Raw genomic sequence first — 25256 nt, forward strand, 5'->3', positions numbered from 1 at the left:
GTAAATGTCGCAGATGCCTGATACGCTCCGCCAATGGAGTAAGTCAGTCCCTGACCTACTGGCGCAGTCACTGTTATCGTTCCTGTCGCTACCTCACAGGTTGGCTGTATTACTTCTACTGTTGGTGCGGCTGGAGTCTCTGGCTGATCACCAATACTATAATTCTCGGACACCACACAATCTGTGTCTATAGTTCTTGCGAAAACAGTTCCACTTGATCCGGCCGCCAAGCCAGAAACGGTAATGATTCCATTATTAGGAACAAGTGAGTTCGCAAAAGTATTCTCGAAGGCATATTCAACTCCTTGATCCGCAGCAAAGGTTATCTCACCTGTTGCTACCTCGCAGGTTGGCTCTATGACTTGAATATTAGGAATAGTCGGTAATGGACTTATAACTACCTCCACATTTTCCTCCGTAAAGCATTCCCCAACTGTAGCTCTGATTACATAAGTACCAGATTCAGAAACAGTTGATGATTGTAATTCGGTTTGAGTTTGTCCATCCGTAGAAAAATAAGTGAATGTCGCACCTTGTGATGTACCCTGCAAATCAATAGTAGAAGCAAGATCGATAGTACCCGGCTCACAAATTGGAGCTGGATCTGTTACAACAAGATCAACTTCAGATACTGAAATAGTAAACTCAGTATAGCAACCAGAGAATATTTCCTCTTCAAATGGGAATGCATAATATGTTTCTGTTCCTACTGTAGCAGGAAAAGGATTCTGCTCTGTAAATTCAGTAGCAGTATTTCTATCGGTACCATCAAAGAAGGTATAACCATCTGCAAAGTCTGTGATTGCCTTGATCTCAGCAAGAGTTACTTCATCCCTGGGACCACAGAACTCAAAATCTAAAATTGTCTCACACTCGAAGCCAACTAAGTCGTATGATATTTCAATTGGCCCTGTCAATCCTGAAGGTTGAGAACAGGCATCTTGAGCTGGCTCTCGGTCAATGATGAAATCTTCATTCAAGTCAGACTGGGAGATTGCTCCTGTACCTTTGACAACCCCATCTACATTCATATCTGGGGTACAAGTATTTTCAAATATGATGAGGCAATCTTCTGTAGCTTTTAGCTCATAAGTAAAGGTTGCCAACACATCCTCCACATCAAGCCCTACATCACTGGAGAGGGGTAAGGATCCAAATTCCCAGGATAAAATTCCTGTATTTGGGTCAAAAGATGGGGCAGAATTTCCACTTGGGGTTACAGCACCATTAAAACTGAAACTTGTGTTTTCAACAGTAGCACCAAATGGAATTTGGATTTCAAGTATACCATCATCAATTCCTTCGGTTGTGGATTTATTTGTCAACTCGACGGTAAATTCTGCAATCTCACCTGGTTTAATTGTTCCAGCCGGAGCGGCATTATTAATGCTGGTTACCTGATGGAAAGCTTCAATCTCTGGTTCATAAGCATCAACAGCGAAGGTCAGGTTAAAAATCACATAAGTATCCCCGTTTGTACGATATCTAAACCTTGTTTGATTATCACCATTATCGATCAGGACATTATTGGTATTTGGAAGGTCAAATACATGCAAATCCAATCCATAATTTCTGTTGTCATCGGGGAATCTTGTGTTTCCTTCTGTAAAAATTGAAGAATTAAAAAAGTTACCTAATGAATTTCCACCATCATTCGCTGGACCTCCATTTTGAAGACGGACCCAATTGGTGTTTGCACTATTTCTGATTGATAGATCATCTCCTGAAATACCTTTATCTCCTTCCCCTCCCATTACTCCAAGCTTCACATTCACTGGACCTTGATCGATGGCCTCAAAACCACTTACCGTAAATTCACCAGATGAGGCAACGGTTTCAGCTGCATTTACAAAGGAATAACCATTAAACGTACTGATGTTTCTAAAGCTCATGGTGGGATTTTTATAAATCACTACCATTCCCCAACCACCATAAAGGCCGGTAGAACCACCATTATTTACACCAGTCGTCCTTAAAAAAATATCAGCCACCGTATAGGTGCCTGATCCATTATTTTTTACAAAGTCTGTTACATCTGCATACCCCGCAAAAACACCTCTGAGTTCATCACTAATATTATCTGGAAAAAGAATCTCAGATGTATTCTTCGCTGTGACTGTTTGGTATGCGCCATTCCCATATCGAAGTTTAACCTGATTTTTGGTAAGAGTAGTACCATTTACTGTGATCTGGGCCGCATCCCCATTGTCAGAACTAGTATTGGTTCTACCTGTCCAGTACAATCCGGCATGAACGATCTCATAACAATTAGGGTTAGCCAAACCGCCATCCGTTGCAAATACCAGATCCGCGCTTGAAGAGTTGACAGTACCATTAATACCGTCAATATCAACATAACTCATAGGAGTACTAGCTCCATTGTCCTCATCCGAAGGGTCAGTAGCGGTCAGGTTTTTATTACCTATCATGCTAAAATCGCCACGAATTCGGAAAACCCCATCAGGGGCTTCGCTATTAGTCTGAGGCGTGAAGACTACAGGATTAAACGTAGTCTGTGCAAGTGCACTAAAAGCAGCTATGAAAAGAATCAGAAAGAGTACACCTACTCGCGATGCTCCTCTAAATGTCCGAGTCAATTGAGAAATATTTTCCATTTTTCTGAAGTTTTGGAGCAAATCAATCATTGCTAACATTTCTAAAAATTATATATGCTAAGGTCGCCTGAAGAGTAGGAGATCCAGAAAGTAGGTTTACAGGAACACTAGGCCCTTGGAATAGGATAAATTTTAGCGCTGGAAACTGAGCAATCTGGTCTGAAGAAGGCAATTGATTACCACCTTTAAGATTTACTCTTATTAGCTCTACGGCATTTTTATCGGTGACGGAACTCAATTTTCCGTAGGCATCGCTGTCCACACTGACAATAGCACTAGGAGAATTGGGGTCTTCATAATAAACTTCATCATTCGATACGTACACAGCGGTATTTACCCCTTCGGTTAAAGAAATAAATCGGTCCCGGTCAGTGCTATTGACTGAAGATGAAGTCTTGAAGGCCTCAAATTCAATGGGCTCCACCTGTCCAAATGAAACGACTGGAGACGCCAAAATGGCCCCAATTAGAAAAATCAAATAGACGCTTCGATTAATATTTAATGCTCTCATGGCTTAAAATTTTAACATTTTTGGTCGGGGTTGATGAAAACAACTTAAATACACCCCTACGAATATGCTGTAAAAATACACTTTTATGTTTTTCATATCCAAGCAATTCCAAAGAATTTTTGATATGTAATGCATTTTTTTTGGGATGAAATTCTTTTTTATTGCTTCAAAACGCAGTTTTGTTTAGTGTTTTACACATTTCGTTAAACAAAATGGATTTTTTTGTTTTGTGTCAAGAATTCAGATTTCATTCAATCCTTAAGAGCAAGTTTTTACTCAATGGCCACCTATTTGACTGCACAAGACGTATATTTGATCCACACCCAAATTGCCCTGTACATGCTGACTGCAGAAAAGAAATCTCTCGATCTCACCCAATTCGAAAAAACATTCAAGAATCTGCAAAACACCGCTTTACAATGGCGGCGCTCTAAGTATGAGGAAAGAGCAGAGCGTCTAAGGAGGTTGAGAAAATGGATTCTAAATAATAGACCGGAGATTCAAAAGGCGGTCTTCTCTGATTTTCGTAAATCCCCGGAAGAAGTAGATATCTCTGAAATCTACCCTGTGACTTCAGAACTTAAGCATACCCTTTCTCACCTGAAGTCCTGGATGAAAGGCAAATCTCTGCCCACTCCCATGACCATGATAGGAACCAAGGCAAGTGTAATGATGGAGCCAAAAGGAGTAAGTCTTATCATTTCACCCTGGAATTATCCTTTTAATCTTGCGGTGGGTCCTTTGGTTTCAGCTATAGCGGCGGGCTGTCCGGTGATCCTAAAGCCCTCTGAGATGACACCTCATACATCAGAAATCCTTCAAAGGATGGTTTCTGAGGTCTTTGAACCGCATGAGGTAGCGCTTTTCCAGGGTGATACTGAGGTAGCCAAAGCTCTTCTTGAGCTTCCCTTTGATCATATTTTCTTTACGGGAAGCCCTCAGGTAGGGAAAAGTGTGATGAAAGCCGCTTCAAAAAATCTCACTTCTGTCACGCTGGAACTGGGAGGAAAATCTCCGGCCTTCATCCAGAATGGAGCGGACCTAACAGATGCCGCAGATAAAATAATAGTCGGGAAATTTCTGAATTGTGGACAGACCTGTGTGGCTCCAGACTATATTTTGGTACATGAACAGGACAAAGATGCATTCTTAGATAATCTTAAGGTGGGTATTCAGAAATTCTATGATTCTAAGTTTGAGGGAATCGACAAAAACCCTGACTATGCCCGAATTGTGAATGATAAACATTTCAATCGTCTGGTTGGACTAATCGAGAATTCTATTGATCAGGGAGCTAAAGTAGAATTTGGAGGTCAGATGGATCCACAGCAGCGATACATCGAACCCACCATTCTCAGCCAGGTGAATTTGGATATGGAAGTCATGCAGGAAGAAATTTTTGGACCCATCCTTCCGGTCATCACCTACGATGATTTAGACCAGGCCATTGCTTTGGTAAACTCTTTCCCTAAGCCGCTTGCACTGTATTACTTCGGTGAGGATAAATCCCTCCGGGACAAAGTTCTGGAAGAAACCTCCTCGGGAAACACAGTAGTCAATGACTGCGTGATCCATTTTATTCATACAGAAATGCCCTTTGGTGGGGTAAATAATAGTGGAATAGGAAAAGCTCATGGCTACTTTGGCTTCCAAGCATTCAGCAATGAAAAAGGAGTACTCACACAACGTGTGGGAGTTACTTCAAGTAAGCTCATAAACCCACCCTACAATTCAAAAACTCGTCAAGCTATCAACCTTCTTTTGAAATGGTTTTAATATGAAAAATTTCCGACCCCTATTATGGCTTTTAGCCATCACACTATTTTTTCAGTCCTGTTCTGAAAATGGGGAAGACCCCATTTCAGGAGAATTACCTGCCATTGATATCCTTGATGATCAGTATGGTAGCAATCCCGTTCAGTCACTGAACGTATATTTGCCCGCAAGGCGAAGCTCAGGTGAAACCCCTCTCCTTATATATATACATGGTGGTGCTTGGATAGATGGAGATAAATCTGAATTTGACTCATTTAGGGCGCTGGCGGAAACCTATTTTCCCGAATACGCCTACATTTCCATAGGCTATAGGCTTTATGATATCCCAACAGGAAATAATGCTTTCCCTTCTCAGGAAGAGGATATTTTATCGGCCATTGAATATATAGTCAGCAAAACGGCTGATTGGAACGTTTCGAATGAGATAGTCTTGGCTGGGGCGAGTGCAGGAGGCCATCTGGCACTTTTGCATGGCTATAAGCACAGTACTGTTGGAAATATCAAAAGTCTGATTGCACTTTTCCCACCTACTGAGCTCTCGGAACTTTTTGAGTTTAATCTACTTACACAGCTAGGACTTACCCAACTCCTGGGTGGAACGCCTGAAACCGTTCCAGGTAATTATTCCGATTCAAGCCCAATAAGCTTCATTGGCCCACAAAGCATTCCAACCATTTTTTTCCATGGCACGGAGGACACAGTAGTACCTATTTCCCAAAGTGAAATTCTCGAAGCTGAACTTGAATCAGCAAATGTGGATCATGAATTCGTGATCATTGAAGGTCAGGGGCATGGCTTTGCGCCATTGACTTATGCAGAGGCCTTTGAGCAGGCAGCAGCCTTTTCAGCAAATTATATACAATAAAAAAACCCCTGCCATTGGCAGGGGTACCTTTTCAGACTTTCTGAAGTCTCGTAGATTTAGCCATCTCTTTGATGGAGTTTACTACTTTTTCCGAAGGTTTAAGCTGGATTTCGTCCATTTGCTCTATCGCGCTCAGCATTTCTACATATTCTTGCATGAGTGAATTATCACTTTGCAAGGCTTGCATTAAGAGATCTTGCTCTACCTCCGTCATTTCCTGATAAATATATCTTACCAGGTCATTTGGGGTAAATCGTTTTGTCATAGGCAACGTTTAATTGTTTCATTTTCTTTCTTAAATGTATCAGCGCATAGCGCATTCGGCCTAAAGCCGTATTAATACTCACTCCTGTCTGATCGGCAATATCCTGGAAACTCATATCCATGTAATGACGCATAATCAATACTTCCTTTTGCGCAGCTGGCAACTCCTCAATCAGTCTTTTCACCAGATGAACAGTCTCCTGCCTCACCCTTATATCTTCTGCGGTTTCATCCGCAAAAAGCAGAGAATTGAACACGTTTGTTCCATCCTCCATTCTGATCGTGGGATAGCGCTTAGACTTTCTGAAGTGGTCAATGGCTAGGTTATGCGCAATCCGCATAATCCATGGCTGGAATTTACCTTCTTCATTGTACCGATCGGAGTTTAGGGTCTTGATCACCTTTGTGAAGACATCTTGTAGAATGTCCTCGGCAAGACCCTTATCCTTCACGATAAGGAAGATGGTAGTAAACAATTTGCTTTGGTACCGGTCTACCAGTACTCCAAAAGCTTCATCATGACCGCTGCGATATTGTCTAATTAAGTCGCAGTCCTTCGGACCTATTTGATTACTCATATTAAGTTGGTTTAAAATCAACGTAAAAGTCTAGGCCATATTATTCAGTCAGATGTTTTTTAATTATTAGTGAATCTTAAAAGTATATTTCCCTACTATTTCTACCAAAGGTTTTGCAGCTTTTCTCGCATTAATTTGTCTAAAAGACAAAACCAGAATGAAATGAAAAAGGCCGAAGAATGCTTTTTCCCCTGAAGATAGAAATTCGTGTTGGGAGGCTCTTAGGATCAAGCATTATGCCAAAGAATGTTAAATACCCCACTTTAATTCTAAAATTTTAGCCTGAATAAAAATATTCTTTTCAAGCTCATTACTTATCTTCGCCGACCAAAGAGAAAAAATCTAAATCATGGATATCAGCGGAAAAATAGTACAAAAACTTAAGGAAATCGGAGGAACATCAAAGTCAGGTAATGCATGGAGGAAGCAGGAATATATCCTTGAGACTGGAGGTCAGTATCCTAAGAAAGTTTGTGTGGCTTTTTGGGGGGATCGAATCGATCAATTCGCATTGGAAGTAGGTGAAGAAGTGACTTTGGGAATCGACATAGAAAGCAGGGAATATAATGGCCGCTGGTACACTGAGGTGAAAGCTTATAAAGTGGACCGAACTCAGCAAGGTTCTGGCCCTGCACCAAGCGAGATGCCGGATGTCAGCACATTTAATGATGACTCCGATGAAAATAATCTTCCTTTTTAAATTTAAGAGACCAATAAAAAAGGGGAGTGACTGATCGCTCCCCTTTTTTTTAGCTATAAAAGCTAGAGTCCTCCTGAACCGAATCGAAACCCAAGCCAGGCCCCTCCTACCATAAGTACGAGGGTTATAACCAATAAAAGCACAAAGGTGCCTAAAGGAAAATCCCAATCCTCACCACCAACCCTGAACTTAACTCTCCTGTCACTTTTCATTTCCTTTTAGTCTTTCTCCATAAATCCGCGCCAACCTTTTTCTTCAAGGTCTTTGGCACTCATTTCTACGGTGTTTTTCAATGATTTCTTGAAATCATCAAGCTTCTTGGCCACCTCTTCATCTGTAGCTCCTACAATGGATGCAGCTAAAATTCCTGCATTTTTACCTCCATCGAGGGCTACGGTCGCTACCGGAATTCCACCAGGCATTTGTAGAATAGAAAGTACGCTATCCCAGCCATCTATTGAATTGGAGCTTTTTATAGGAACCCCAATCACAGGAAGACTAGTCAGTGAAGCTACCATTCCAGGCAAATGAGCCGCACCGCCTGCTCCAGCCACTATGACTTGAAGCCCTCGCTCTCGAGCTGACCTTGCATAACTTAGCATACGCTCTGGAGTTCTATGAGCGGAAACCACCGTCAATTCATACTTGATGCCCACACTTTCCAGAAACTTTGCTGCTTCTGCCATGATGTGTAAGTCTGACTGGCTACCCATTATAATTCCTACTACTGGATTCATGTTGTTGATTTAATTTTAATAAGATCTTTTATTCTTTGAGCTCTCTTTTTGAGAGTTTCCACATTCTCATCCAAAACGGTTACATGGCCCATTTTTCTGAAAGGCTTGGTCAACTTCTTGCCATACATATGAATATAAACTCCTTTTTCAGCAAGTGCTTCATCCTTTCCTTCGACTAATACAGGTCCGGTATGACCTTCCTCCCCAAGCAAATTAACCATGGCTGCTGGGGTTCTCAAACCAGGATCACCTAATGGCCAGTTCATCACTGAACGTAAATGCTGCTCAAACTGAGATGTGAAATTCGCTTCTATGGTATGATGACCGCTATTATGTGGCCTTGGTGCTATTTCATTCACTAGCACTTTTCCTTCCTTAGTCACAAAAAGCTCTACCGCCAAAATCCCAATCATATCCAATTTCAGGATCACGGCTTTTGCGATCTGCTGAGCCATTTCTTCGATTTCAGGACTGATTTGCGCTGGCGCAAAAAGGAATTCTACTAGGTTGGCCGTAGGATGAAAGGCGCATTCTACTGATGGGTAGGCCACTAATTCTCCTCTTTCATTTCTAGCCACGGTGACAGCGATTTCCCGATCAAAATCTACCAATTTCTCCAAAAGTCCAGGAGCATCGAATGCATTTTCAAGATCTTCTTCAGACTTGAGAATCTGAACTCCTCTGCCATCATATCCTTCTTTTCCGAGTTTATTCACCGCAGGTAAAAAATCCTTTTTGGCAAGGACCTCTTCCTTGTTTTCAGTCAGCATAAATTCCGCTGTAGGAATTCCATTCTCTTTGTAAAACTGTTTTTGCTCTCGTTTATCCTGAATTAACTTTAGGATGTGGGGCTGGGGAAATACCTTCTTACCCATATCAGCCAAAGCCTGCAAGGCATCGGTATTTACATTCTCGATCTCCACAGTGATCACATCGCACTCCTTACCGAAGGCCATCACAGTATCAAAATCCTTCAATGAGCCTTGAGTGAATTTCTGTGCAATATCTTTACAGGGTGCATTTTCATCCGGATCAAGGATATATACATCCTGATTGTAATTAATGGCTGACTGGATGAGCATTCGACCGAGCTGCCCGCCTCCGAGAACGCCTAAAATTTGAGATTGATTTGATTGAGTCATGGGTGCTATCAAAGATCAAAAATACAAGTTTATCTCCTACCTGAAAACTAGTTCTGAAAACGAATCCCCATAAGCTCCATAAGCTTGTGGGCATTGAAACTTGGACATGGACCTTCCTTAAGGGTGTAATCAAAGTCGATAGTTTCATCTTTAACTTCGGAATGAAAACTGTGGTTTTTCACAGACTTTTCCTTTTTTGAAAGCTCGGCCAGTTCAATGTCATGCGTTGAAATGATACCCATGGCCTTAGTATTTGTTATCTGCTTTATCAAGGCCTCTGAACCCGCTATCCTATCTTCAGTATTTGTACCCTTCAAAATCTCATCTAATAAAAAGTACATGGATTCTCCAGATTCAGACCGGTCAATCAGTTTTTTAATTCGACTGAGCTCAGCATAGAAGGAACTCACACTTTCCCCAAGATTATCCGTGTTTCGCATACTAGTGTACAGTTGGCAGGGGCCAAAGCCAAACTCCTCTGCAAAAGGACGTAAACCTATATTCACCAGAACCATATTTATCCCTAAAGTTCGCATAAAAGTGGTCTTTCCGCTCATATTTGCACCTGTCAGAAGAATTACTTGGCTGGAATAGTTTTGCTCAAAATTATTGGCAATCGATTTTTCAGGAAGCAATAAGGGATGATTGATCCCTTTGGCTTCTACTCCTTCCTTCAAATCTTTAAATTCACCTGGAAACCCGATTTCAGACTGGAAGTAACCCAGGGAATTCCATACTTCCCATTCGCTCAATGCTTTAGGGTAGTTGGAAAGGCTTTTCCCATTTTTCTTTCTCCAGCCTTCAAAGCTGAGATAGAGCCATAAATCGGTCCAGAATAGGAGATTCAAGGGAATGTAAAGGAGGTTGATCCGGTTTTGCATCCAGAGCCCAAATCCGTCCAACTTTCTCAGAATTTCCGAAGCCTTACTCTCCGATGCCAAAAATGGCGATTGAGATTTTTGAAGGAGTTTTGATTGAAAGCTTTGTTCCTCCAGGATATTCACCCAATAACGAAAAGTCTTTAGCTCATGCCTGGATGGAATATTTTCATAGGCCTGTTTTAGGGGCCGAAAAACCACTCCCAAGAATATCATTCCTATCAAAATCCAAAGCCCTAGGAAACTTGCAGGAATGATTGAGGCATAAATCAATGCCAATAAAACCAATCCTCCCAAGGGTCCAATAATTGCTGCAGGCCAAAGCCAACTTTTTATCTTTTCCTCCCTTGACAGCCAATCGGACCACTTGATTTCTTTAGGCTGTTGGTAGAAAGCCTTTCCAACAGAAATCATGGACCTAAGGAAACTTCGGTTTTCCTTGAGCTCATCCACGGACTGTCTCCATTCCTCAGCTTTGACGGAGTCAAAAGATGATTTTAATCTTTCCGCCAAAAGATTCCTCCCCCTGTTGGAGCTGGTTTCATTCAATAATTGGAAAAGGGAGTGATCTCCAAAAAGATCCAGATCATTTGTAAAGGGGTGGGCTTTATCTAAAAACTCTGTCCCCGATGAGAATTCTGAAAGATTCCTTGCTTTGCGCTGCACCAATTCAGAATCCATCTTTTTGATGGAAAGATAAATAGCTTCCTGATCCTTCTGACGATTGTAATAATTTATAAGACGAATAAAAACCCACACCACAAAGGCAAATGGCACCCCCCAGAGAGGGTTTTCGGAAAGGAAAAGGATGAAAAATCCAATCAACCCGAAAAAAGAAAGAATACGAAGAAAGGATACGCTAGCATTTTTGCTCTTCAGCTCCTTTAGCTTCTCATCAATACCCTCTGAAGAAAAGTCGAAATTTGGCATAGCCAAAGATACGGAAGACTAAATGCTGGCATAATTTTTCGTCTAAATGTGTATCTTTTGTAATCCATCTCGTTTAAAAATCAGATGATACAATCCTTTCTGAAAACATCTTATGTCCAAAAAGAAGAAAAATAAAGTGTCTTTCACAAAAGCCGAAACTCCATCAGCATGGGAAGAACTAGACTTGGAAGGTATTCAGGGGGTTCTTCCTTCTGATCGGGATTTGACTCAAAACATTGGATGTGTAGGTAAAAGTCAAATAAAGCCATCGGATAAAGGCGCAAAAGATTGAATTTTTAACTTTGTACCCCATTTAGAAATAGAAACTATGAAGAAAATAAAAAATATTTCCCGCTCACTTTCAGCGATTTCTGCTGTCGTCGCCTTAATTTTTGTTTCCTCTTGCGACTCGGATTCGGATCCAATCGTTCCGGAACCGGATCTGTCTGTTGTGGAAGATGATGTCGAGGTAAATAAGGCCTTTGAAGATCTGGATAATCTTACCTTAACTATTTTAATAGAAGGCGATCAATTCGGTGCCAGACTCGCTGCCAATCAAGATGGTCCAATCTGTGATGATACGGATATCATGCTTGATGAAGAATCCAATGAGGTTGTTATCGACTTTGGAGATGGCTGCACCATCAATGGAATCACCAGAAAAGGAAAAGTGATTTTCACTTCCTCAAGGCCTCTGGTAATTGAATCTCTTTTGTTTCCAGGATTCTCTGTGGTAACCACCTTTGATGGATATGAGGTCAATGGATTGAAAATCGAAGGAACTCGTACCATCCGTCTTCAAAGCTTTAACCCCCCTAGCTCAGCCGATCTCGGCGTAGAAGTTCGAGATGGAAAAGTGACATGGCCTGATGGCAGCTTTGTTACCTATAGAAGTGATCAAACCAGAGCAATTACCTTGGAGCAGGGTGATTACACCCTTGGAATTTCAGGTTCAGCAAGTGGAACCAGCCGTGAAGGATTTGATTACACCGCGGTAATCACCACAGATTTAATTTTGAGGCAAAGTTGCATAGAAACCGGAGTTTTGAATCCAAGCTTTGGAGTGATCCAATTCAATTACAGAGGGATTGAAGTCGGTTTGAATTACGGTTTCGATGAGTGTGATAATGAAGTAGAGCTTACTTACCCTGGTGGTGCAAAATTAGTAACCCTAGACTAAGCAAATCTTTGAATACCTTTTTTGAAAAGCTATCTTTCAAGGATAGCTTTTTTTATTTATGGCAAAGAAAAAAACGATTAATGGACACATGCATGTCCAATATGAGGGGAAAAAATTTCCCGAGGAGGAAGTCCTTAGCAGATCTCAGGAATTCTATAAATTGATGGATTGTAGAAGGACGATCAGGGAGTTTGAAAGGACTCCCATTCCCAGAGAAGTTTTAGAAAACATCATTATGACGGCGGGAACGGCTCCTTCTGGGGCCCACAAACAACCCTGGACTTTTTGCCTGATTTCAGACCCCAAAATCAAAAAGAAAATCCGTAATGCTGCGGAAGAGGAAGAAAAGATATCCTATTCGAGCAGGATGTCAGAAACCTGGAAAAATGACCTAAAGCCTTTAGGAACGGATTGGGAAAAGCCTTTCCTCGAAGACGCTCCATATTTGATTGTGGTGTTTAAACAATCCTATGGACAGGAGGAAGGTGAAAAGATTCAACATTACTATGTAAATGAATCCGTAGGAATTGCTTCAGGATTTTTAATTGCAGCCATTCATAATGCAGGTCTTGCCACTGTAACTCATACTCCCAGCCCTATGAACTTTCTCAGCAAGATTTTAAATCGACCAAGTCACGAAAAACCATTTCTACTTCTTCCAGTGGGATACGCCAAGGAGGGAACTTACGTTCCTGATATTGAAAGGAAAAAAATCGATGAGATTCTGTTGGACTTTTAAACCCTTACTCAAGAGTCATGTCTAAGGGGCAGAATTGAGAAATCTAAACTCCAAAAACCATGAAAAATTTGAAATCCATTTTTTCGATTGCCTTTGCATTTTCCTTAGGCATTCTAATGCTTTCATGCAGCGAAGAGACTGAGACTCCTACTCCCAGCCTCGATGAGGCAGATGAGACTTCCCAAGAAATTGATTTAACCGCTACCCTCGAAGATGTAGATGAGGTCATTTTGGTGGGTTTTCAGCGTAACGGATTCTCTGATAGAACTACCGTGACCCTAGAAGAAGATCTCTGTGCATCTGTAGATATCCAATGGGAACCCACAGCCAAAAAAATGACCATTGATTTTGGTGAAGGCTGTACCAGTCCAAGAGGAGTGACTAGATCGGGGAAGATTATTGTAGAATACACCGGAAGATATTGGGCCCCAGGTACTACTATCACTACAACTTTTGAGAACTTCTTTGTAAATGAAAGACAAATCGAAGGAACCAGAGTAGTCACCAATGAGGGTTTCAATGCAGAAGAGAGCTTTTTCACTTTCTCCACTTCTTTAGAGGGCGGAAGAATAACCTGGCCCGATGGAACTTCCAGAATCACTGATGCCAGACATCAAAAGAGAATCTACCTTCCAAATGGGGACCGAGGGTTAATTCATGCGGTTTTGGGTGGTTCAAGAGGAGAAAACAGAAATAGTAATAAATACGCTACTGAAATTTCAGAACCTTTGATCTTTTTACAAGGATGTATCAGAACGGGAGTAAGAATTCCTAGTGCCGGAATTATGTCTATAGGGATAGAAAACAGAGGTCGAATCGAAGTGGACTTTGGAGATGAAGGATGCGATAGAGAAGTCACCATTCGGAGAGGTGATCAGGAAAGAACCATTACTTTACCAAGACCTTAATATTATGGATTTGACATAAAAAAGGGAAGCAATATTGCTTCCCTTTTTTAATGTATTCAAGTGTATTCAAGCTTTATCCATTATGCACCACTCGTTGAGGGAATGGAATCTCAATGTTGTTCGCTTCATATTCTTTATTAATAGCTTCCATAGAATCAAAGAAAACAGGCCAAAGGTTATCAGCATCTGTCCAGACCCGAATGGATAAATCCAGAGAACTATCTCCAAAATTACTCAGGAACATTACCGGAGCAGGATCTTTATGAACCCGCTCATCCTTAGCGAAAATGGCCATCGTCACTTCACGAACTTTCTCAATATCAGATCCATAAGCTACTCCTACAGAAATATCCACCCTCCTAACTGGCTGGGTACTCATATTTACCACATCAGAATTAGCCAGATTTCCATTAGGAATAATGATTTCTTTTTTATCAAAAGTATGCATGTGAGTATAGAGGACTTTAATTTTCTCCACAGTACCCAAATGACCCTGCGCTTCTATCACGTCTCCTACTCTAAATGGCTTAAATGCCAAAATCAAAAGCCCTCCAGCAAAATTTGATAGAGAACCCTGCAGAGCCAAACCAATGGCCAAACCTGCGGCACCAAAGATTGCTAGGAATGAAGCAACAGGTACTCCAAGAATGGTCAAAACACCAAGAATTAAAAATAAGGTCAGCGCTACCTTAATGAACGCAAACAAAAATTCATTCAAAGAGGGATTATTTTCTCTCTTTTCTAGGCGGGTTTTAACTACCCCCAATAACTTATTGACAATGATTTTACCGACTACATAAAATATTATTGCATAGACAATCTTGGGAATTACTAGCCAAGCTAAATCAACGGCTTGAGCCCAAAAAGAGTCCATCATTTCCGGTGTTACTTCCATATTAAAATAGATTATTTGGTGAAAAGATTTTGCTAAAATAAGACAATTACCCTCCAACGAAAAGCCCAATGCCAGGTAATTTCAAACTCTGTTATTCCAGCCTCTCGAAAAATTCTCTCCCAGTCCGTCCGTATAAATGATCTCAAAACCGAAAGTGGCGCATCATTTTTTACCATTGCAGATTTGCTAAAAACATCCACAATACCCTTGATGCTGTAATAGGCAAAGGGATGCCGATGAAGGTCATTTACCAAAAAACCCAACCTCGATTTCTTCTTTAAACTGGAAAACAGGCGGATCAATTCTTCATCTGTAAAATGGTGGGTAAAAAGCGTACAAGTGGTGATATCCACTTTCTCCTCTGCGAAACTCTCATCGAAAACATTCTGAGTGAGATATTGAATGTTTGGCCCTGGATTTCTTTCCCTTGCCAATTCTACAATATTTGGATTCGCATCAATGCCTAAAAATCCAAACTCGGCATTTTGCGTATCGGCCCAGGAATTCATCACTTGAATCATGTCTCCTCCACCACAACCAATATCAGCGACTAAATAATCTTTCTGGGGTTGTCGCTGAACAAAAAATTTTAGCCCAGATGTAGTCACATGATTTCCTCCTAGCCAGCGATTGACCGTTTTAAGCTCCCGCAAAGTTTCCTTGAGCACTTCTCCGGAGCTCAAAAGGTCATCCATTAGCTCCTTCTCATAACTTCGCTGAGAAAACTTACCCACTATACCTTATTTAAATTCATTGCCTCCAGAGTAAGGCCGGGGCCAAAGCCCAAAGACAATATATTCCCTTTAACATCATCATCTTCCATCATTCTGGCAAGCACAAAAAGGATAGTCACAGAAGACATATTGCCAAAACTTTTCAATACCTCGAAGGAGTGTTTAGCCTTGTCAGCAGTAATCCCAAAGGCATTCTGCACTTTTTCTATGATTTGCTTTCCTCCGGGATGGATCGCGTAATTTTTTATTGAGGACAGACCAAAGGTTCGCTCAAAGTCTGACCTTAATCCGTCTATTCCCTTATCCAATAGGCTAGGGATATATTTGCTCAGCTTCATTTCAAAACCGAAGTCCCCGATACCCCAAGCCATATCCTTTTCTCCCTCCTTAATCACATGGCTGGAATATTTTTCAATTTCCAGACCTCTTTGCTCTCCGCATCCCAAAACTGCCGCAGCAGCACCATCTCCAAAAAGAGAATTTGCCAAAAGGTTGTCCTCATTGTATTCTTTTTGGAAATGAAGTGTACAAAGCTCCACACAAACCAATAAAACATTAGAGTCTGGCTCGGCTTTAACAATTTTATCGGCAAGCTTTATCCCAGTGAATGCAGCATAGCATCCCATAAAATGAATGCAATACCTTTCAATGGAGCTATTCAACCCTAAACTCTGGATCAAATCCAACTCCACACCAGGCGCCACCATACCCGTACAAGAAACTAAAATCAAATGGGTGATCTTCTCCTTGGTCACCTTAGATTTTCTCATGGCCCGATCTGCTGCCTTTGAGGCTAAATCTGGTGCCTCTTGACAAAATACCCCCATCCTTTCCTTCGTTCCTGGAAAAGGATGAAGCTCTTTATTCTTAGGAAAAAATGAAAACTGATTGAAGTCTTCCTTCTCGAAATCTTCTAAAACACTGTATCTGGATTCTATCCCTGATTTTCGATAGAGAAAATTCAACTTCTTCCTTTCCCTATCCTCCAAACCATGAGCTGAAAGCATAAATTTAGCAATGGAGTCTTGAGCAATAGATTTTCCTGGATTGGCCTCTCCAATACCTAAGATTTTTACCTTCATAAAATCAAGTTAAGGGATAATTTCTAAATTGAATCTCTCGATCACAACCTTAATCTAGGGGGAAGGTTATCAATTCCCAATATTTGTCTCATGATTACCCTGTCCAGCATAAAACATTTGAGAATACCCTTCTCGATTTTTCTTTTGCCCATATTCTTTTTTGCATTGGCTCTAACTCCGAATCTCAATGGAGAAAGAATCTTATGGGTTTTTCTTTCTCTTCATTTTTTCCTGTACCCGTCCAGCAATGGATACAATAGCTACTTTGATAAGGATGAAAAAAGCATTGGAGGATTAAAAAACCCTCCCAAAGTGACCAAGGATCTATATTGGTTATCTCATGCCTTCCTTCTTATCGGGCTGATCATTGCTCTGCAGATCAGTATAACTTATGCAGTGATGGTGGTAATCTATGCCTTGGTGAGTATGGCTTATAGTCATCCATCAATCAGATTGAAAAAATATGGCTGGCTAAGCTGGCTAATCACAGGGTTTTTTCAGGGATATTTCACCTTTTCTATGGCATACATTGGACTGAGTGATCTCGATTGGCAAGTGATGTTCCAACCCCATGTCTACACCCCCGGATTTCTGACTAGTGTTATGCTTTGGGGCTCCTATCCTCTTACTCAGGTATATCAGCATGAGGAAGATAGAAAGAGGGGAGATCTCACGGTAAGTATCCGCCTTGGTATTCAGGGAACCTTTTTATTTTCTTCATTGATGTTTCTATTTACGGCAATAGCCTTTGCCTGGTACTTTTTAGGAAGAAATCAGATAGAGGTTCTCTGGGTTTATTTAGCATGTATGGCTCCGGTAGTTCTTTTTTTCTTCCTCTGGTTCACCTTTGTCAGAAAGGACCCCGAAAAACATGTTTCATATGGCTGGGCAATGGGGATGAACTGGATTTCAGCATTGGCCCTTAATGGTTTTTTCCTTTATTACTTCTTCGCCAACACGCAAATTCTTCAGGTAATCAATCAGGTTTAAAACTTAAAATGGCTCCCCGTGAGTATTTTTTATAATTCTGTTGGCTGCAAAAGGCACATTATGAATCAATGTACGGGTAAAAGAGGAAGCCGTGGGCGAACCAAAAAGCCTTTGGACCTGGCGGCCCAATCGAAGTCTACTTTTAAAAAGCATAGACCATTGATTCGAATAGCGGGATTCTATTTGAACTCTTCTGCCTCCGGCAAGAATAGCCTCCGCAGCCAATTTCCCGCTTTGGATGGCAATAGCCATTCCATTCCCACAAAGAGGTGTAATCAAACCAGCCGAATCCCCTGCCATAAGGATATGATTTTCCACAGGTGCCTTAGGGTCAAAATTAATTTCATTGATCACTTCTGGTTTTTCGAATAAAAATTCAGCATTGCAAAAAATTTCCTTTAGAGCTGGGTTTTGAAATAAAAAACGCTGCTCCATCTCAGGAATATTTCCAACCTCCCTGAGTTGATCCCTGGACCCCAAATAGCATAAGTTAAACCGTCCTGATTCCACGGCATTTACTCCACAATAGCCACCATGAAAATTATGCAGGGAAACCATATCATCCGGAAGATCAATATGCACATGGTACTTCACTCCGAGGTAAGGGCTCCTCTTTTTTATAAAGCTTCGGTCCAGAACTTTATCCAATTTTGATCTCTTACCAAAAGCACCAATTACATACTTGGATTCAAGCATTTCATGATTTGAAAGAGTGCACAAAAAGCGATCCTCGGGCACTTTAAATTCCACCGCTTCCACTTGTGTCCCTTCCTGAACTTTTACGCCCACCTCCAGGCATTTCCGATAAATCCATTCATCAAAGAGATATCTGCTGATGCCAAAGCCACCCAAATCAAGATCAATTAATGCCGATTTGCCTTTCGTATCCGTAAACTGGAACCGACTTATTTCAGGTAATTCAGTCCCTTTAGGAAGCAGGTTTTCCTTCTCTAAAAAATCTCTGGTTTCGTTAGAAACGTACTCCCCACACACTCGATGAAAAGGATAGGTCTTTTTCTCGACCAAGGTTACTGACTTACCTCCTTTAGAGAGCAAATAAGCAGAAACCAGCCCGGACAGCCCACCTCCTATAATGACTACATCGATCGTTGAATCCACTTGAATGCCTTTGATTAATTGATTAAACCGCTTATCAAAAATTAGGTTCAAATAGCGGCTCAATTGAGATTTTGAAGGTTATTTTATTTCTGAAACAAAACCAAAAAACATGTATAAAAAACTACCAAGTCTAATCCGTTTAGGGATTATGGCAATGGGAATCTTCAGCTTCACCCTTCTAGCTGGAGAAGCGCAAGCCCAAAAGAAAAAGAAGAAAAAAAAGGCTCAAACCGAGGCGGCTGCAGCAGCGCCAAAAGAAAAACCCGCTCCTAAAAAAGGTCCTAAAGCTTACAGTGAGGTAATCACAAAAGATGCTAAGACCCAAGAGGGCCTTTTTAATGTCCATGAAATCGACGGTAAGTATTTCTACGAAATCCAGGATTCACTGCTTGGCCGAGACATGCTAATGGTCGTGACTATCGCTAAGACTGCAGATGGGATCGGATATGGTGGAGAGCGTACCAATACCTTGATGGTGAATTGGGAACGAAACAAGGACGATATCTTATTGAAGATTAAGTCAGTGAATAATTTTGCTGCTGATTCACTACCCATCGCACAGGCGGTAGAAAACTCAAACCTGGAGCCAATTCTCCAGAAATTTGAGGTTAAGGCTAATAGCACGGATTCTACCGGAGCTGTTATTGAAGTCACTGACCTTTTTTCAGATGATGTAAAGGCAATAGGACTACCTCAGGGAAGAAGAACTCAGTATAAAGTGTCTCGTCTGGATAATGCTCGTTCATATATTGAGCATGTACACACCTATCCTATAAATATTGAGGCTAGGTATGTAAAGACCTATTTGGCAAACGATCCTCCTTCAAATAGCTCAACAGGTTCTATCACCCTTGAAATGAATACCTCAATGGTTTTATTACCAAAAGAGCCAATGAAGCAAAGACTATCTGATCAGCGAGTAGGCTGGTTCAGCAGGTCTATGGTAGACTATGGGGCTGACGCCCAAAAGGCAGCTAGCAGAACTTATCTGGACAGATGGAGACTGGAAGTCAAAGAAGAGGACATCGAGAAGTTTAAAGCTGGTGAGCTGGTAGAGCCCAAAAAGCAGATCGTTTACTATATCGATCCAGCTACACCTAAAAAGTGGGTACCATATCTAAAGCAGGGAGTTGAAGATTGGCAAGTGGCCTTTGAGGCCGCAGGCTTCAAAAATGCGATTATCGCTAAAGAGGCTCCTAGCAAGGAAGAAGATCCAACCTGGAGTCCTGAAGATGCAAGGTATTCAGTGATTAGATACTTTGCCTCAGACATTCAAAATGCCTACGGGCCGCATGTTTCTGACCCAAGAAGTGGTGAGATCATTGAATCCGATATTGGTTGGTATCATAACGTAATGAATCTTCTTAGAAACTGGTTCTTTGTACAGACTGCGGCGATTAACCCAGAGGCCAGAAGTGTAAAATTCAAAGATGAAGTGATGGGTAGATTGATTCGTTTTGTATCTGCTCACGAAGTAGGACATACTCTTGGTTTACCTCACAACTTTGCCTCTTCGCATTCTTATCCGGTAGAAAAGCTTCGTGACCCTGAATTCACTAAAGAAATGGGAACTGCGCCATCTATCATGGACTATGCTAGATTTAATTACGTTGCTCAGCCAGAAGATGAAGGAGTAAGCTTAATGCCTAATGTGGGTCCGTATGACAAATATGCCATTGCTTGGGGATACAGACCTATTCTTGATGCAGAAACTCCGGAAGACGAACTTATGACCTTAAATGAGTGGATTGTCGAAAAAGAGAATGATCCGGTTTATCGCTATGGTCGTCAAGGTAACAGATATGATCCTACGGCTCAAAGTGAAGATCTAGGTGACAATTCTATGTTGGCTTCTGAATACGGAATTAAAAACCTTAAGCGAATCATGCCAAATCTTATGGAGTGGACCTCAGAAGAGGACAAGCCATATAAGGATTATGATGATTTAGAGGAAATGTACGGTCAGGTTCTTGGTCAGTTCAATAGATATATGGGCCATGTAAGAACTAACATAGGTGGTGTAGAAGAATACTATAGAGCTACCGGACAGGATCAGCAGGTATATACTCATACTTCTAAAGAGCTTCAGAAATCTGCGGTAGAGTTCTTGAATGACCATCTTTTTGCCACTCCTGAGTGGATGATGCAGGAAGAGATTATTGCAAGGACTGGTGACTTCGGTGCTCTTGAAAGAATCCGATCACTTCAGGTAGGTACTTTAAATGGTATCCTGGAATGGGGAAGACTAGGCAGAGTAATTGAAAATGAGGCATTGAATGGAGATGAAGCCTATAAAATGACAGAGCTTTTCGATGATCTGCGTGGAGGTATCTGGACAGAATTGCCAGGAGGAAGAACGATCGATGTACACAGAAGAGCACTGCAAAGAGCACATATCGAAAGACTGGAACTTCTCATGACTGGGGAAGTAGACCCTGTACCTGCTCGATTTAGAAGGTTCGTTGGACCACAAATCAATGCATCTCAGTCGGACATCAGACCGATGGTTAGAGCTGAGTTAAAAACTCTTCAAAGACAGATTCGATCTGCTATTCCGAGGACTTCAGATCGGATGTCTAAAATCCACTTGGAAGATGCTCTAGAAAGAGTAAATCTGATATTGGAACCTAAATAATCAAATTCAAATTATAAGAGGGATGCCTTTGGGTATCCCTTTTTTTTTTTCAAAAAACTGGAATTTGGATTAACTTCGTAACATGTCTTCAAACCCGACTTCACTTCTCAAAAGCCATAAGCTCCGAGTAACCGATTGTAGGTTGGCTACCATTGAAGAGTTTTTAGAAAAGCAGGTGGCTTTGTCACATGGTGATTTAGAAGAATCTCTAGGTCAAAAATTTGATCGGGTGACCATTTACCGAACGCTAAAGACCTTTCAGGAAAAGGATGTGGTACATATGGTTTTAGATGACAAAGGAGTGACTAAGTATGCCCTTTGCAATCATGATCACGGTGCAGAAAAGCATAGCCATGAACATGTCCATTTTAAGTGTACAAAGTGCCAGGAAACGGTTTGTATAGAGTCAGCGAAACTCCCCAATATTACTTTACCTGAAGGTTTTGTTAAAAAAGAAATGAGCTTACTCGTGCAGGGAACCTGCGACAAATGCGCTTAATACTCTACGGGTTCATGTTTATGCTTACGGATAGGTCCATCTGAAGGCCAAATCACTCCAGGCGGTAAGTCAATTTTAGGAGGGGAACTCACCTCCAGTCCTCCATCTCCATCATCCCCGCCATCATTTTTTCTCCGAAAAGAATTTTTTGTCATCGTGGCTACGAAGTAAATCAGGATGATGTACGCTATCCCCAAAAGAAATAAATCAATAACCAAGCTACTCATCACTATAAATTTTCTAATAATATAATCAATACGTCTATTAAATCAATGCTAACCGACTTTGTTTGAAGAACTAAAATTCATAAGGATGAAAATACCTTGCTTAATCCCATGGTAACTAGGATATTTGCAGCCTGAAATAGAAACCAATGATTATAAAAACTAAGAAATATCAGCTCGCAACCGGCACATACATCAAAACCGGATTAGTGAATGTCTTAAAAGAACAATGGTGGGTAATTCTAATCGCGTTGGCAATTTGTGCAGGGTACTTTTGGATTCCTTCCATCTGGTGGATCATTGGGGCATTAATCGCTTATGGACTGTATGTTTTATTCTGGGTGATTCAATTTACCGGAGTAACCCAAATGGAGCAAAACAAGACCATTTTTGAAAGGCTCTCCTACGAAATAGATAGCCGACAAATCTTAATGAAACTGAATCCAAGACAGGGAATGCCCATTCAATGGAACATGGTAAAAAGAGCTGAAATCAAAAAGGATGCTTTTATCCTATATATGTCAAAGGCCCAGTTTATTCATCTTCCCTTTAGGATTTTTAATTCAGAAAATGAGCGGAAATTTCTGGAGACGATTTTAAAACGAAAAGAATTAATCAAATAAAAAAAGCCCTGAAATCAAATTCAGGGCTTTTTTTATTGGTTCTTGGTCGAATTACATCGGAGGAAGAATCACTGTATCAATCACGTGAACTACTCCATTGTCAGCCTCAATGTCTGCCGCTGTTACGGTAGCATCATTGATCATGGCTTTACCGTCCTTTAAAGTAACGGTGATTTCACTTCCTTGTACTGTAGTTGCTTTCATGCCGTTAGATAAATCGCCAGACATTACTTTACCAGGTACAACGTGATACGTTAATACCGCAACAAGTTGAGCCTTGTTCTCTGGCTTTAAAAGATTTTCAACAGTTCCTGCAGGTAGCTTTGCAAATGCGTCATTGGTAGGTGCGAACACTGTGAACGGACCATCCCCTTTCAATACATCCACTAAATCTCCTGCTTTCACAGCTGCAACTAGAGTAGACAAGAAATCTTGAGAAACCGCTAGGTCTACAATATCTGCCTCTACTTCGTGTACATTTTCAGTTTTCATGGTAAAAGACGATGCGATAATTAGCATCGCTACCATAAGAATGCTTCCAAATTTTTTCATGATGAGTATAAATAATTAGTTTGTGCTTAAAGAACAGGAGTGTAAGCTGTTTGTTTATTGTTGAATTGTTAACAAATTGGTTTACAGCACAATTCAGGGAAGAACGGGAAATGAAAGATTTAAATGGCTACTTTTTTTAAAGAAAAATCCTCAATTACCTTATAAAATGCAGATCAAACTACTGGCAATTGGCAAGACAGACCAATCATCAATCAGGGATTTGAGTCAGGAATATGAGAATAGGCTGAACCATTATATCAAATTTTCATTCGAAATAATTCCTGATTTAAAGAAAACCAAAGGCCTGGATGAGAACCAGCAAAAAGAAAAAGAGGGAGATCTCATCTTATCCAAACTTGAACCAAGTGACATGCTTATCCTATTGGATGAAAAGGGGAAGGAATATGGATCTGTCGATTTTTCATTCTTCCTCCAGAAAAAGATGAATAGTGGCCTGAAGCAATTGATTTTTGTAATAGGAGGTCCTTACGGTTTTTCTGAATCAGTCTATCAAAGAGCGAATGGGAAGCTATCTCTTTCTAAAATGACCTTTTCACATCAAATGATCCGCCCATTTTTTATTGAACAGCTTTATCGGGCCATGACCATTTTGCGAAACGAACCCTACCATCACAAATAAATTTTTATCCATTCTTACCAGTCTCAGGCACAGAAATTTGATTTAATGTTACCGAATTGTTAACTTTATATTACTAAGTTAACATTCAGATTACATTAAATTGATTTTAAGGTTATACATAGCGCTTATTCTACTCATATCTCCTAGGGTATTACATTCACAAGATGTATCAAAACAGGAGATTCGGGCCGCTTTTCTATCTGATCTTGAACGTGATCTATGGGAAAAAGGGGTAGATGAACCTTTCAATTTATTTCAGGCAGTAGATGCTCAAAAACTCGAACGTGATCTGTGGGAAAAACTCATCACTGAGCTAGACGCTAAAAAAGACCGGACGAGAAAAGATTATAATTTTATCCGAGCCCTTTTTCAAAAAAGCCATAAAAGGCTATTCAAAGATTATCAGCAGCATGCCACTTTTAATGAGACCTTGACTACCGGCAAATTTGATTGCGTGAGTGGCTCAGCAGCGCTGGGAATGCTTTTAAGCAGGTATGGGTATGATTTTGATATCATCGAAACGGATTACCATGTGTTTATAATGGTTGAATTGGAAGACCGAGATATAATTTTGGAAAGTACTTTGCCCGTAGGAGGACTTATTTCAAGGTCTTCTGATGTTAAGGCCTATTTGGATTCCTATAAACCTAAGGAAGACGCAAAGCTAAATTCATTAAATACGAGAATAGGAACCACTGAAATTGAGTTAGGTGATAACTCCATTTTTCGCAAAGTGAACTTAACCCAACTGGCAGGACTCCTTTATTATAACGACGCCATTTTCGACTTTAATTCTCAGAAATATGAGTCTGCAGCAATTCAGCTCACCAAAGCTTATTCACTGTATGAATCCGATAGAATTCTGGGTTTAAAAGAGCTTTCAGAAGAACTGGCAAGTGGCAAGGCTTTACTAGCCGACAATTAATTAGTGTTGATGACCCCCAGGGCCATGCACGTGCCCGTGTTCAATCTCTTCTTTTTCGGCATCACGGATACTGACGATCTTCCCATCAAATTGTAAATCGAAACCTGCCAAAGGTGGATTGAAATCCATGTGAACTCCCATGTAGTCAATTTTGATAATCTCTCCTTTAATCTGGCCTCCCTTTTCATCCTGCATGGGAATTACCTTGCCAACTTTAAGCAAATCACGGTTCTTTTTTCCTTCCTGCTTGAAATTGGCTTTAGGAATGATAGTTTTTCTCTCCTCATAATAATCCCCATAGGCATCCATATAGCTTAGGAACACAGAAAATTCTTCTCCCTCTGATTTACCGATTAAGGCTTCTTCAAACTTTGGAAAAACAGAATCGGAGCCGACTAAAAATAAAAAGGGAGCATTTTCAGGTACCTCTTCCCAGTCCTGCATTCCCGTCTCCCCATTATCCGCTTGGAGCTTATAACAAATACCGATCACCTTATCTTTTTCGACTTTCATAT

General features: G+C 40.8%; 28 protein-coding genes. 13 read left to right on the plus strand and 15 right to left on the minus strand.

Features of this window, described 5'->3' with window-relative positions; all coding sequences use genetic code 11:
* Window positions 1–2615: adaptor complexes medium subunit family protein (locus QVH07_RS06475; RefSeq protein WP_289999348.1), on the minus strand; the 2615-nt coding region annotated here is incomplete at its 3' end.
* A gap of 22 nt (window positions 2616–2637) precedes the next feature.
* Window positions 2638–3126 carry a hypothetical protein gene (locus QVH07_RS06480; RefSeq protein WP_289999349.1) on the minus strand — a complete coding sequence of 163 codons (489 nt, stop codon included), beginning with the start codon at window positions 3124–3126 and terminating at the stop codon, window positions 2638–2640.
* A gap of 279 nt (window positions 3127–3405) precedes the next feature.
* On the opposite strand from QVH07_RS06480, the gene QVH07_RS06485 reads away from it, so the two are divergent.
* On the plus strand, window positions 3406–4902 hold the full coding sequence (locus tag QVH07_RS06485) for an aldehyde dehydrogenase family protein (protein WP_289999350.1): 1497 nt from the start codon (window positions 3406–3408) through the stop codon (window positions 4900–4902).
* 1 nt (window position 4903) lies between these two features.
* Window positions 4904–5767, plus strand: coding sequence for an alpha/beta hydrolase (locus QVH07_RS06490; protein WP_289999351.1), 864 nt, complete (start codon window positions 4904–4906; stop codon window positions 5765–5767).
* 31 nt (window positions 5768–5798) lie between these two features.
* On the opposite strand, the gene QVH07_RS06495 is transcribed toward QVH07_RS06490, so the two are convergent.
* The gene (locus QVH07_RS06495) at window positions 5799–6032 is read right to left on the minus strand and encodes a hypothetical protein (RefSeq protein ID WP_289999352.1); all 234 of its coding nucleotides are present in this window, start codon (window positions 6030–6032) and stop codon (window positions 5799–5801) included.
* Complete coding sequence (locus QVH07_RS06500) at window positions 6007–6609, minus strand: RNA polymerase sigma factor (protein WP_289999353.1); 603 nt, start codon at window positions 6607–6609, stop codon at window positions 6007–6009. The genes QVH07_RS06495 and QVH07_RS06500 overlap by 26 nt, the downstream gene beginning before the upstream one ends.
* 349 nt (window positions 6610–6958) lie before the next feature.
* Here QVH07_RS06500 and QVH07_RS06505 point away from each other — a divergent pair, with 349 nt between their 5' ends.
* Window positions 6959–7309, plus strand: coding sequence for a DUF3127 domain-containing protein (locus tag QVH07_RS06505; RefSeq protein WP_289999354.1), 351 nt, complete (start codon window positions 6959–6961; stop codon window positions 7307–7309).
* Window positions 7310–7371: 62 nt separating this feature from the next.
* Here the strand turns inward: QVH07_RS06505 and QVH07_RS06510 are convergent, their stop codons facing one another.
* Genes QVH07_RS06510 through QVH07_RS06525 form a run of 4 tightly spaced genes read right to left on the minus strand, consistent with a single transcriptional unit; the run spans window position 7372 to window position 10996 of the window.
* Window positions 7372–7521 (minus strand): hypothetical protein, encoded by a 150-nt coding sequence (locus QVH07_RS06510; protein WP_289999355.1) that lies wholly within the window; start codon window positions 7519–7521, stop codon window positions 7372–7374.
* Window positions 7522–7527: 6 nt separating this feature from the next.
* On the minus strand, window positions 7528–8046 hold the full coding sequence (gene purE / locus QVH07_RS06515; protein WP_289999356.1) for a 5-(carboxyamino)imidazole ribonucleotide mutase: 519 nt from the start codon (window positions 8044–8046) through the stop codon (window positions 7528–7530).
* Window positions 8043–9188: a 5-(carboxyamino)imidazole ribonucleotide synthase gene (locus QVH07_RS06520; RefSeq protein WP_289999357.1), complete on the minus strand. Its 1146-nt coding sequence runs from the start codon at window positions 9186–9188 to the stop codon at window positions 8043–8045. The genes purE and QVH07_RS06520 overlap by 4 nt, the downstream gene beginning before the upstream one ends.
* A gap of 47 nt (window positions 9189–9235) precedes the next feature.
* The gene (locus QVH07_RS06525) at window positions 9236–10996 is read right to left on the minus strand and encodes a MutS-related protein (protein WP_289999358.1); all 1761 of its coding nucleotides are present in this window, start codon (window positions 10994–10996) and stop codon (window positions 9236–9238) included.
* A gap of 136 nt (window positions 10997–11132) precedes the next feature.
* Here QVH07_RS06525 and QVH07_RS06530 point away from each other — a divergent pair, with 136 nt between their 5' ends.
* From QVH07_RS06530 to QVH07_RS06545, 4 genes are read left to right on the plus strand one after another with little or no spacing between them, the layout of a single operon-like run.
* On the plus strand, window positions 11133–11288 hold the full coding sequence (locus QVH07_RS06530) for a hypothetical protein (protein ID WP_289999359.1): 156 nt from the start codon (window positions 11133–11135) through the stop codon (window positions 11286–11288).
* Between the two features lie 36 nt (window positions 11289–11324).
* A complete protein-coding gene (locus QVH07_RS06535) occupies window positions 11325–12176 on the plus strand; it encodes a hypothetical protein (protein ID WP_289999360.1) in 852 nt (283 codons plus the stop codon).
* A gap of 58 nt (window positions 12177–12234) precedes the next feature.
* Complete coding sequence (locus tag QVH07_RS06540) at window positions 12235–12915, plus strand: nitroreductase family protein (protein ID WP_289999361.1); 681 nt, start codon at window positions 12235–12237, stop codon at window positions 12913–12915.
* Between the two features lie 59 nt (window positions 12916–12974).
* Entirely contained in the window at window positions 12975–13823 is an 849-nt protein-coding gene (locus tag QVH07_RS06545; protein WP_289999362.1) for a hypothetical protein, read from the plus strand.
* Window positions 13824–13896: 73 nt separating this feature from the next.
* Here QVH07_RS06545 and QVH07_RS06550 read toward each other — a convergent pair whose 3' ends face one another.
* Genes QVH07_RS06550 through QVH07_RS06560 form a run of 3 tightly spaced genes read right to left on the minus strand, consistent with a single transcriptional unit; the run spans window position 13897 to window position 16534 of the window.
* Window positions 13897–14718: a mechanosensitive ion channel family protein gene (locus QVH07_RS06550; protein ID WP_289999363.1), complete on the minus strand. Its 822-nt coding sequence runs from the start codon at window positions 14716–14718 to the stop codon at window positions 13897–13899.
* Window positions 14719–14750: 32 nt separating this feature from the next.
* Window positions 14751–15452 (minus strand): methyltransferase domain-containing protein, encoded by a 702-nt coding sequence (locus QVH07_RS06555; RefSeq protein WP_289999364.1) that lies wholly within the window; start codon window positions 15450–15452, stop codon window positions 14751–14753.
* Window positions 15452–16534, minus strand: coding sequence for a type III polyketide synthase (locus tag QVH07_RS06560; RefSeq protein ID WP_289999365.1), 1083 nt, complete (start codon window positions 16532–16534; stop codon window positions 15452–15454). The genes QVH07_RS06555 and QVH07_RS06560 overlap by 1 nt, the downstream gene beginning before the upstream one ends.
* 90 nt (window positions 16535–16624) lie before the next feature.
* Between QVH07_RS06560 and QVH07_RS06565 the strand changes: the two genes are divergently transcribed.
* Window positions 16625–17524: a UbiA family prenyltransferase gene (locus tag QVH07_RS06565; protein ID WP_289999366.1), complete on the plus strand. Its 900-nt coding sequence runs from the start codon at window positions 16625–16627 to the stop codon at window positions 17522–17524.
* A gap of 3 nt (window positions 17525–17527) precedes the next feature.
* Here QVH07_RS06565 and QVH07_RS06570 read toward each other — a convergent pair whose 3' ends face one another.
* The gene (locus QVH07_RS06570) at window positions 17528–18643 is read right to left on the minus strand and encodes an NAD(P)/FAD-dependent oxidoreductase (RefSeq protein WP_289999367.1); all 1116 of its coding nucleotides are present in this window, start codon (window positions 18641–18643) and stop codon (window positions 17528–17530) included.
* 148 nt (window positions 18644–18791) lie between these two features.
* Here QVH07_RS06570 and QVH07_RS06575 point away from each other — a divergent pair, with 148 nt between their 5' ends.
* Both QVH07_RS06575 and QVH07_RS06580 read left to right on the plus strand, forming a co-directional pair.
* Window positions 18792–21278, plus strand: coding sequence for a zinc-dependent metalloprotease (locus QVH07_RS06575; RefSeq protein ID WP_289999897.1), 2487 nt, complete (start codon window positions 18792–18794; stop codon window positions 21276–21278).
* 82 nt (window positions 21279–21360) lie between these two features.
* A complete protein-coding gene (locus QVH07_RS06580) occupies window positions 21361–21777 on the plus strand; it encodes a Fur family transcriptional regulator (RefSeq protein WP_289030560.1) in 417 nt (138 codons plus the stop codon).
* Here the strand turns inward: QVH07_RS06580 and QVH07_RS06585 are convergent.
* The gene (locus QVH07_RS06585) at window positions 21774–22004 is read right to left on the minus strand and encodes a hypothetical protein (RefSeq protein WP_289030559.1); all 231 of its coding nucleotides are present in this window, start codon (window positions 22002–22004) and stop codon (window positions 21774–21776) included. The two genes, QVH07_RS06580 and QVH07_RS06585, sit on opposite strands and share 4 nt — an antisense overlap.
* A 146-nt stretch (window positions 22005–22150) precedes the next feature.
* Here QVH07_RS06585 and QVH07_RS06590 point away from each other — a divergent pair, with 146 nt between their 5' ends.
* Window positions 22151–22624, plus strand: a complete 474-nt coding sequence (locus QVH07_RS06590; protein WP_289030558.1) for a YcxB family protein — start codon at window positions 22151–22153, stop codon at window positions 22622–22624.
* 51 nt (window positions 22625–22675) lie between these two features.
* On the opposite strand, the gene QVH07_RS06595 is transcribed toward QVH07_RS06590, so the two are convergent.
* Window positions 22676–23143: a fasciclin domain-containing protein gene (locus QVH07_RS06595; protein WP_289999898.1), complete on the minus strand. Its 468-nt coding sequence runs from the start codon at window positions 23141–23143 to the stop codon at window positions 22676–22678.
* 199 nt (window positions 23144–23342) lie between these two features.
* Here QVH07_RS06595 and rlmH point away from each other — a divergent pair, with 199 nt between their 5' ends.
* Window positions 23343–23816, plus strand: a complete 474-nt coding sequence (gene rlmH, locus QVH07_RS06600; protein ID WP_289999368.1) for a 23S rRNA (pseudouridine(1915)-N(3))-methyltransferase RlmH — start codon at window positions 23343–23345, stop codon at window positions 23814–23816.
* A gap of 100 nt (window positions 23817–23916) precedes the next feature.
* On the plus strand, window positions 23917–24741 hold the full coding sequence (locus QVH07_RS06605) for a hypothetical protein (protein ID WP_289999369.1): 825 nt from the start codon (window positions 23917–23919) through the stop codon (window positions 24739–24741).
* Here QVH07_RS06605 and QVH07_RS06610 read toward each other — a convergent pair whose 3' ends face one another.
* Entirely contained in the window at window positions 24742–25254 is a 513-nt protein-coding gene (locus tag QVH07_RS06610; RefSeq protein WP_289999370.1) for an FKBP-type peptidyl-prolyl cis-trans isomerase, read from the minus strand.
* Between the last annotated feature and the right edge of the window lie 2 nt (window positions 25255–25256).

The sequence above is a fragment of the Algoriphagus sediminis genome, from assembly GCF_030403435.1.
Taxonomy (GTDB): Bacteria; Bacteroidota; Bacteroidia; order Cytophagales; family Cyclobacteriaceae; genus Algoriphagus; species Algoriphagus sediminis.